At 62.6% G+C, this 8969-nt stretch carries 9 protein-coding genes; 3 read left to right on the plus strand and 6 right to left on the minus strand.

Annotated features, from left to right (window positions below; translation table 11 throughout):
• Positions 1-10: 10 nt before the first annotated feature.
• Entirely contained in the window at positions 11-1297 is a 1287-nt protein-coding gene (locus F753_RS32505; RefSeq protein ID WP_014821243.1) for an HlyC/CorC family transporter, read from the plus strand.
• A 30-nt stretch (positions 1298-1327) separates the two neighbouring features.
• Here the strand turns inward: F753_RS32505 and purT are convergent, their stop codons facing one another.
• The 4 genes from purT to F753_RS32525 form a co-directional block, all read right to left on the minus strand.
• Positions 1328-2509: a formate-dependent phosphoribosylglycinamide formyltransferase gene (purT, locus tag F753_RS32510; protein ID WP_031297424.1), complete on the minus strand. Its 1182-nt coding sequence runs from the start codon at positions 2507-2509 to the stop codon at positions 1328-1330.
• A 44-nt stretch (positions 2510-2553) separates the two neighbouring features.
• Complete coding sequence (locus F753_RS32515; RefSeq protein WP_023444754.1) at positions 2554-2745, minus strand: DUF1289 domain-containing protein; 192 nt, start codon at positions 2743-2745, stop codon at positions 2554-2556.
• Entirely contained in the window at positions 2742-3263 is a 522-nt protein-coding gene (locus tag F753_RS32520) for a gamma carbonic anhydrase family protein (protein WP_023444755.1), read from the minus strand. Before F753_RS32520 ends, F753_RS32515 begins: the two co-directional genes overlap by 4 nt.
• Before the next feature lie 67 nt (positions 3264-3330).
• Complete coding sequence (locus F753_RS32525) at positions 3331-3948, minus strand: CoA pyrophosphatase (protein WP_014821247.1); 618 nt, start codon at positions 3946-3948, stop codon at positions 3331-3333.
• 218 nt (positions 3949-4166) lie between these two features.
• On the opposite strand from F753_RS32525, the gene F753_RS32530 reads away from it, so the two are divergent.
• Together F753_RS32530 and F753_RS32535 are read left to right on the plus strand one after the other, a co-directional pair.
• Entirely contained in the window at positions 4167-4733 is a 567-nt protein-coding gene (locus tag F753_RS32530) for an NUDIX hydrolase (RefSeq protein ID WP_014821248.1), read from the plus strand.
• Between the two features lie 58 nt (positions 4734-4791).
• Complete coding sequence (locus tag F753_RS32535) at positions 4792-5295, plus strand: L,D-transpeptidase family protein (protein WP_014821249.1); 504 nt, start codon at positions 4792-4794, stop codon at positions 5293-5295.
• 48 nt (positions 5296-5343) lie between these two features.
• Here F753_RS32535 and F753_RS32540 read toward each other — a convergent pair whose 3' ends face one another.
• On the minus strand, positions 5344-5661 hold the full coding sequence (locus tag F753_RS32540; protein ID WP_023444756.1) for a YqfO family protein: 318 nt from the start codon (positions 5659-5661) through the stop codon (positions 5344-5346).
• Positions 5662-5863: 202 nt separating this feature from the next.
• Positions 5864-8969, minus strand: a 3106-nt coding sequence (gene purL, locus F753_RS32545; RefSeq protein WP_031297426.1) for a phosphoribosylformylglycinamidine synthase, incomplete at its 5' end; no start/stop codon positions are given.

The raw sequence follows: 8969 nt of genomic DNA on the forward strand, positions 1-8969 counted from the left end.
AGGCTAACCCGTGGAAAATCTACACCCCGGCTTTCTGGTCGGACTGCTGGTCTTTCTGCTGCTGTGCTCGGCGTTCTTCTCCAGTTCCGAAACCGGCATGCTCAGCCTCAACCGCTACCGCCTCAGGCATCAGGCCAAGGAAGGGCATCGAGGCGCGCAGCGCGCCAGCGAACTGCTGGCCCATCCTGACCGCCTGCTGGGCACCATTCTGGTTGGCAACAACTTCGTCAACATCCTGGCCTCATCCATCGCTACCGTGCTCGCGATGCAGCTATGGGGCGAAGCTGGGATCGCGATTGCCACCATCGGCCTGACCATCATCTTGCTGATCTTCGGCGAAATCACGCCGAAAACCCTGGCCGCACTACGCCCGGAGATTGTCGCCTACCCGGTCAGCCTACCGCTGAAGCTGCTGCAGAAGGTGCTTTATCCTCTGGTTGCCATGCTCGGCTGGGTAAGCAACGGACTGCTCAAGTTGCTTGGCGTCGACCTATCCAACAAGGGCAACGACAGCCTGTCCACCGAGGAGCTACGCAGCGTCGTACGCGAATCCGGCACCGACCTGCCGCTGAATCGCCAGAGCATGCTGCTCGGCATTCTCGACCTGGAGCGGGTCACTGTCGACGACATCATGATTCCGCGCAACGAGGTTACCGGGATCGATCTCGATGACGATCTGGAATCGATCATCGGTCAGCTGCGCACCACGCCACATACTCGCCTGCCGGTGTTTCGCAACGACATCAACCAGATCGAGGGCATCGTCCATATGCGACAGATTGCCCGCCTGCTCAGTCATGACCAGCTAACCAAGGAAAGCCTGCTCGAAGCCTGTAACGAACCCTATTTCGTACCGGAAAATACTCCGCTTTCCACCCAGCTGCTGAACTTCCAGAAGCAAAAGCGACGAATCGGCATCGTGGTCGACGAATACGGCGACGTCCGCGGCATCGTCACGCTCGAGGACATCCTCGAAGAGATCGTCGGCGAGTTCAGCAATCAGGACGTACTGCGCAGCCCGGATATTCACCCGCAGGACGACGGCACGCTAGTGATCGATGGCGCCGCCTACATTCGCGAGGTAAACCGGGCCCTCGGCTGGAAGTTGCCTTGCGACGGCCCCAAGACGCTCAACGGCCTCATCACCGAGGCCCTTGAGCACATGCCGGATAGCGGCATCTGTTTGCAGATCGGCAACTACCGGCTGGAAATCCTGCAAGCGGCCGATAACCGCGTGAAAAGCGTACGAGCCTGGACCATCGACGACACATCCTCGGACGAGCAGCAACCCGAGTAATCGGGCCGGCAGCAAGCCAGCCCGCCACCCTCACAGCTCCACTTTCACCGCAGCAGCTGCACGCAACGCCTTCTCTCTCGCCGCATTGATGGATACGTCCCGCGCCAGCGCGACCCCCATGCGCCGTTGGCCGCTTACACCGGGCTTGCCGAACAGACGCAGCGCGGTATCCGGTTCTGCAAGCGCAGCAGCGAGATTGCCGAAGCTCACTTCGGTGGATTCACCTTCTACCAGAATCACCGCCGAAGCCGCAGGGCCCATCTGGCGGATGCACGGAATCGGCAGGCCGAGAATGGCCCGCGCATGCAGCGCGAACTCGGACAGGTCCTGCGAAACCAGTGTCACAAGACCGGTATCGTGAGGACGCGGGGAGATTTCGCAGAACCAGACCTGATCGCCTTTGACGAATAACTCGACGCCAAAGATGCCCCGCCCACCAAGCGCCTCAGTGACCGCCAGTGCAATGCGCTTCGCCTCGGCCATCGCCGCCGGCGCCATCGGCTGTGGCTGCCACGACTCCTGATAGTCGCCCTTCTCCTGGCGATGGCCGACCGGCTCGCAGAAGCTCGTGCCACCCGTATGGCGCACCGTCAGCAAGGTGATTTCGTAATCGAAGTCGATAAAGCCTTCAACGATGACTCGCCCGCGACCTGCGCGACCACCGGCCTGCGCATAATTCCAGGCGACATTGATATCGGCTTCGCTGCGCAACACCGACTGTCCCTTGCCGGACGAGCTCATCACCGGCTTGACCAGACAGGGAAAGCCCAGCGCCATCGCCGCCGAGCGACACTCTTCCAGCGAATCCGCGAAGCGATAGGGTGAAGTCGGCAAGCCCAACTCCTCTGCGGCCAGGCGGCGAATGCCTTCGCGATTCATCGTCAGCTGCGCGGCCCGGGCCGTGGGTATCACGGTGTAGCCTTCGCCCTCCAGCTCGACCAGGGTAGCGGTGGCGATGGCCTCAATCTCCGGCACGATGTAATGCGGTCGCTCCTGCTCGATCACCGCTCGCAGCGCAGCACCGTCGAGCATGTCGACCACGTGGCTGCGGTGCGCCACCTGCATGGCTGGTGCATTGGCGTAGCGGTCGACTGCTATGACTTCCACGCCAAGCCGCTGCAGCTCAATAACCAACTCCTTGCCAAGCTCGCCGCAGCCACAGAGCAGGACGCGCGTAGCGCTGGAAGACAATGGTGTACCTATTCTTGGCATGGAATCCTCGCGACTCTGGAAATACAAACGAACCCGGCACGCGCCTACATCAGCTGGCCACTGAGGCGAAGTCGCTCGCTGCAGCGTTGAAGCACCTCGCGCCGCTCCTCGTTGCTCATCAACCCCCAGCGCCGGATCTCATCCGCGCTTCGCTGGCAACCGACGCACAGGTCATCCTCATCCAGAGCGCAGAGACTGACACAGGGCGAGGCGACCGGCTTTTCCTGCGTGTTCACTCATCGCGCTCCAGCTCACGCGCGTAGCGCTGAGCGTTATGCACGTAGTGAGCGGCGCTGGCTTCGAGCAGCTTCTTCTGCTCATCGCTCAGCTCACGCACCACTTTGCCCGGCGAGCCGACCACCAGCGAGCCATCGGGAATTTCCTTGCCCTCGGCAATCAGGGTGTTGGCGCCAATGATGCAGTGCTTGCCGATCTTCGCGCCGTTGAGCACCACCGCATTGATGCCGATCAGGCTGTAATCACCGACCGTGCAACCGTGCAACATGGCGTTGTGGCCAACCGTGACGCCGGTACCCAGGGTCAACGGATGCCCCATATCGGTGTGCATCACGCTGCCGTCTTGCACATTGCTGTTCTCACCGATGTGGATCAACTCGTTGTCACCGCGTAGCACGGCGCCAAACCAGACGCTTGCACCCGCATCCAGCCTGATCTTGCCGACCAGCGTGGCATTGGGGGCTACCCAGCTTTGCGGATGCGCTTCGACCCGCGACTCTCCCAGACGGTATTTCACGACACACCTCTTCTTGTCAGTTGTACTCAGGCCACAGGAATACCGCTCGCCCCTGCGACAGTGCAGCTCAGGGCTCGCGCCGCCCGGACAGATCGATGAATGCGGCAGGCGCGCGGCGCATTTCGATGCCGGCGTCATATATGACATTGACCAGCTCGACGATCATGATCGCGGTCAGGCCCCAAATCTGGTATTCGCCATAGCGGTAGGACGGGATGTACCAGCTCTGTCCCTGGTAATCGATGCGGTGCGTGACCTCGCGCGGATCCTCGCAGAAGAATTCCAGCGGCACAGAAAACACGGAGGCGATTTCGGCATCGTTGGCGCGGTACTCGACATAGTCCGGAACCAGACCGACGTAAGGCGTGACGTGGATGCCATGCACCGACACCAGGCTGCTGAGCGGGCCGACGACCTCGACCATGCCTGGCGCCAGGCCTACCTCTTCCTCGGCCTCACGCAGCGCGGTGTGCAGCAGATCGCGGTCTTCCGGATCGCGTCGACCGCCGGGAAACGCCACTTCTCCACCATGGGTGGAAAGACCGGCGGCGCGGAGCGTCAGCACCAGCTCCGGCGACTCGCTGCGGGTGATTGGCATCAACACGGCCGCCTCGGGCAGGCGGCCTTCCGGCTCCAGAAGATGCGGGGAATGAGCGCGCACCCGGTGGAGTATTGTGTCCAGCATGTATTTTCTCGTTTCGTCTTTGATCGGCATCATGGCATGAAAGGCGGAGCCGCCCAAGGCCCGGAGAGCGCCAAACGAGAAGCTCCAACGCCTCGATGCGATATCAATGTTACAACTGCGAACCAGGCGGGTCAGAGCCACCCCGAATGGCGCAGAGGCTGCCTTGCCGAATCCGTGTGAACGGCCCAATATTTCCCGGAGCAATCAGGAAGGCACCCATGAAATACTGCAACCAGTGCGGCGATCCGGTGCTGGTCCGAGTACCGGACGGCGACAACCGGCCGCGCTTCGTCTGCGACAGCTGCCAAACGGTGCACTATCAGAACCCGAGGATCGTCGCCGGCTGCGTACCCGTCTGGGATGATCGCGTGCTGCTATGTCGGCGTGCGATCGAACCGCGCCGGGGCTATTGGACCCTGCCGGCCGGCTTCATGGAGAACGGCGAAACCATGCAGCAGGCCGCAGAGCGCGAAACACTCGAAGAGGCCTGCGCCAGAGTGCGTGACCTGCAGCTGTATACCCTGTTCGACCTGCCACATATCAATCAGGTCTACATGTTCTTCCGCGCCGAGCTCGTCGATCTGGACTTCTGTGCCGGAGACGAAAGCCTGGAAGTGAAGCTCTTTCATCAGCAAGACATCCCTTGGTCCGAGCTGGCTTTTCCGACCATCGGCCGTACCCTAGAATGCTTCTTCGCCGACCGGGTGCAGCAGACCTTCCCGGTGCGCAACGAGGCCGTGACAAGCTATCGCAACCGCCAGCAGGGCCACGCCCGCGCAGACTGAAGTGTCTGCCGGACCGGCTGGCACATACAGGTCTGATGAAGTTCGAAGGAAAGCCTCGATGCGCTGGCTGCTCGCCCTGCTCTGCCTCACCTTTACCGCGTTCTCCCACGCCAATGCGACGCCCAGCCTGGGCGGTTCACCCATCGACAAAGTGCTGGTAATCAAGTCGGAACGCAAACTCCATCTGGTCAGCGCTGGCCAGACACTCAAGAGCTATCGCGTTTCGCTGGGCAAACAACCCGACGGCGCAAAGTTGCGCGAAGGCGACAAGCGCACGCCGGAAGGCTTCTACTGGATCGACTGGCGCAAGACCAGCGACAAATACAACCTGTCGATGCACATCTCCTACCCCAACGCGCGTGACCTGGCCCGCGCACAGCAGGAAGGCGTAGCGCCTGGAAGCATGATCATGCTGCACGGCACGCCACTGGATGAGGAGTATCCGGAGTGGTTCTTTCACACCCTGGACTGGACCGAGGGCTGCATCGCGCTGAGCAACAGCGACATGCGCGAGATCTGGGCGCTGGTGAAGGATGGCACGCTGATCGAGATTCGCCCGTAACGGATGTCGGGGCGCCACTACAGCTAAGCACGCACCCAGTACGGCTGGCTAGAACTGCATGTCGGACAAACGCCAGACGTCGAACGCAGGCGTTTCATAGGGATGGGCCTTCTTCATTGCCTTCACGCTGTCGTGAATCAACTCGTCCGCCACAACCAATTCGACCTTCCACTCGGGAACGTGCTGCACCTGCCCGGCTTGCCCGATAAAAGGCTGGCTACCCTCCAACGGGCGGTATTGCCCTTGCCCCAGCACCTGCCAGCAGCAACTGTCATATGCGCCTATGCGGCCAGCGCCGGCGGCGAACACTGCTTTCTTGACCGCTTCCAGATGACTGTCTGGAACATAGAAGCACAGCTTGTACATCGACCTCTCCGTGCAGATGAGCCCGACCTCCACCGGCCGAGCGAACTGGCATTCTGCCATCCGTGGGGCACCGAATAGTGCGTCGCGTCATAGCTCAGACGACGCTTTGCGCTACCGGTTCATAGACCTTTGTCACAAATGAAAAAGCCCGCCGATATGCTATCGACGGGCTCCTCGGGAATGGCCAGATTGACCCGGTCGGTCAGTCGACCCAGACCCGCGCATTGCGGAACATGCGCATCCAGCCGCCGTCTTCCTGCCACTCGTCAGGGCGCCAGGAGTTGGTCACGGCGCGGAACACCCGCTCGGGGTGCGGCATCATGATGGTCACGCGACCATCGCGACTGCTGAGACCGGTGATACCGCGCGGCGAGCCGTTCGGGTTGGCCGGGTAACGCTCGGTGACCTTGCCGTGGTTATCCACGAAGCGCAGCGCCACGGTGCCGGAAAGATCTGCCTGCAGCATGGCCTCTTCGCTCTCGAACTCCGCATGGCCTTCGCCGTGGGCGATGGCGATCGGCAGACGGGAGCCGGCCATGCCCTGCAGGAAGATCGATGGCGAATCCTGAATCTGAACCATCGCCACCCGCGCTTCAAACTGCTCCGAGCGGTTACGCACGAAGTGCGGCCAGTTCTCGGTGCCCGGGATCAGCTCGTGCAGGTTGCTCATCATCTGGCAACCATTGCACACGCCGAGAGCGAAGCTGTCCTTGCGCTCGAAGAAGGCCTGGAAGCCATCCCGTGCACGCGCATTGAACAGGATCGACTTGGCCCAGCCTTCACCGGCGCCGAGCACGTCGCCGTAGGAGAAGCCACCGCAGGCCACCAGGCCCTTGAACTCCTCAAGGCTGACACGCCCGGAAAGAATATCGCTCATGTGCACGTCGACCGCGGCGAAACCGGCGCGGTCGAACGCCGCCGCCATCTCCACCTGGCCATTGACGCCCTGCTCGCGCAGCACCGCAATCTGTGGACGAACGCCACGCTTGATGTAGGGCGCCGCGATGTCCTCGTTCACGTCGAAGCTGAGCTTGGCACTGAGACCCAGGTTGTCCTCTTCGAGCAGCGCGTCGAACTCCTGATCGGCGCACTCGGCGTTATCGCGCAGACGCTGGATCTGGTAACTGGTTTCCGCCCACTGCCGATGCAGCAGACGGCGCTCACCGGCGAAGACTTCGTTCTCGCCGTGCTTGATCGACACATGGCCATTGTTGACCGGCTGACCGATGACCGCGACACAGTCACCCAGACCGGCTGCGCTGAACTGTGCCAGCACGATCTCGGTGTCGTCCTGACGCACCTGAATCACCGCACCAAGCTCCTCGTTGAAGAGCATCGGTGCGACATCTGCGGCACTCTCCAGCAGGCCATCGAGATTCAGACTCAGGCCACAGTGACCGGCAAACGCCATTTCCAGCACAGCGGTCAGCAGACCACCGTCGGAACGGTCGTGGTAGGCCAGTAGCAGACCATCGGCGTTCAGTCCCTGGACCACAGCGAAGAACGCCTGCAGGTCTTCGGCATCATCGACGTCGGGCGCCTGGCGACCAAGCTGACCATACACCTGCGCAAGAATCGAAGCGCCCATGCGGTTCTGGCCGCGTCCCAGATCGATCAGGATCAGGTCCGTTGCGCCCTTGTCCAGGCGCAGCTGCGGGGTCAGGGTCTGGCGGATATCAGTGACCGGGGCGAAGCCGGAAACGATCAGCGACATCGGCGAGGTCACGCTTTTCTCGGCGCCCTCCTCCGACCAATGGGTCTTCATTGACATCGAGTCCTTGCCCACCGGAATGGTCAGGCCCAGCTGCGGGCACAGCTCCATGCCGACGGCTCGCACGGTGTCGTACAGCCGCGCGTCTTCGCCGGGGTGGCCGGCGGCGGCCATCCAGTTGGCGGACAACTTGATGTCGGAGATCTTCTCGATGCGTGCCGCTGCCAGGTTGGTCAGCGTTTCGCCGATGGCCATGCGGCCCGACGCCGGGGCATCCAGCAGCGCCAGCGGCGTACGCTCGCCCATCGCCATGGCCTCGCCGGTGTAAACGTCGTAGCTGGTAGCCGTGACGGCGCAGTCGGCGACCGGCACCTGCCACGGACCGACCATCTGATCGCGCGCTACCTGGCCGGTGATGCTGCGGTCGCCGATGGTGATCAGGAAGCTCTTGCTGGCGACCGCTGGGTGGCGCAGCACCCGGGTGACCGCCTCATTCAGATCGACAGTAGCCGCATCGAAGTCATCGCCCAATTCCGCTTCGCGGCTGGCGCTGCGGTGCATGCGCGGCGGCTTGCCGAGCAGCACTTCGAGCGGCATGTCCACCGGGGTGTTGCCGAAATGGCTGTCGGTGACAGTCAGTTGTGGCTCTTCGGTCGCCTCGCCGACAACCGCGAACGGGCAGCGCTCACGTTCGCAGATAGCCTGGAAACGCTCGAAATCGGCGGCACTGACGGCCAGCACGTAACGCTCCTGGGACTCGTTGCTCCAGATCTCGTGCGGGGCCATGCCCGGCTCGTCGTTGGGCACGTTGCGCAGTTCGAAGCGGCCACCGCGGCCGCCATCGTTGACCAGCTCCGGGAAGGCATTGGAAATGCCACCGGCACCGACGTCATGGATGAAGGCGATGGGGTTCTGGTCGCCCAGCTGCCAGCAGCGGTCGATGACCTCCTGGCAGCGGCGTTCCATTTCCGGGTTCTCGCGCTGTACCGAGGCGAAATCAAGATCGGCCGAGCTGGCACCGGTCGCGACCGAGGAGGCGGCGCCGCCGCCCAGGCCGATCAGCATGGCCGGGCCGCCGAGCACGATCAGCTTGGCGCCAACGGTGATCTCGGCCTTCTGCACGTGATCTTCACGGATATTGCCCATGCCGCCAGCGAGCATGATCGGCTTGTGATAACCACGCACCTCGTCGCCGCGCGGCGTGTTGATCGACTGCTCGAAGGTACGGAAGTAACCGGTCAGCGCCGGGCGGCCGAACTCGTTGTTGAACGCGGCGCCGCCCAGAGGGCCTTCAATCATGATGTCCAGCGGCGTGACGATGCGTTCCGGCTTGCCGTAGGCCTGTTCCCACGGCTGCTCGAAGCCGGGGATGTTCAGGTTGGAGACGGTGAAACCCGTCAGACCCGCCTTTGGCTTGGCGCCGCGGCCGGTGGCGCCCTCGTCGCGAATCTCGCCGCCGGAACCGGTGGAAGCACCCGAGAACGGCGAGATCGCGGTCGGGTGGTTGTGGGTTTCCACCTTCATCAGAATGTGCACCGGCTCCTGCACCGCGCCGTACTGGCGGGGTTCAGGATTGGGGGAGAAACGCCCTGCGGGG

This window comes from Stutzerimonas chloritidismutans AW-1 (assembly GCF_000495915.1).
GTDB classification, from domain to species: domain Bacteria; phylum Pseudomonadota; class Gammaproteobacteria; order Pseudomonadales; family Pseudomonadaceae; genus Stutzerimonas; species Stutzerimonas chloritidismutans.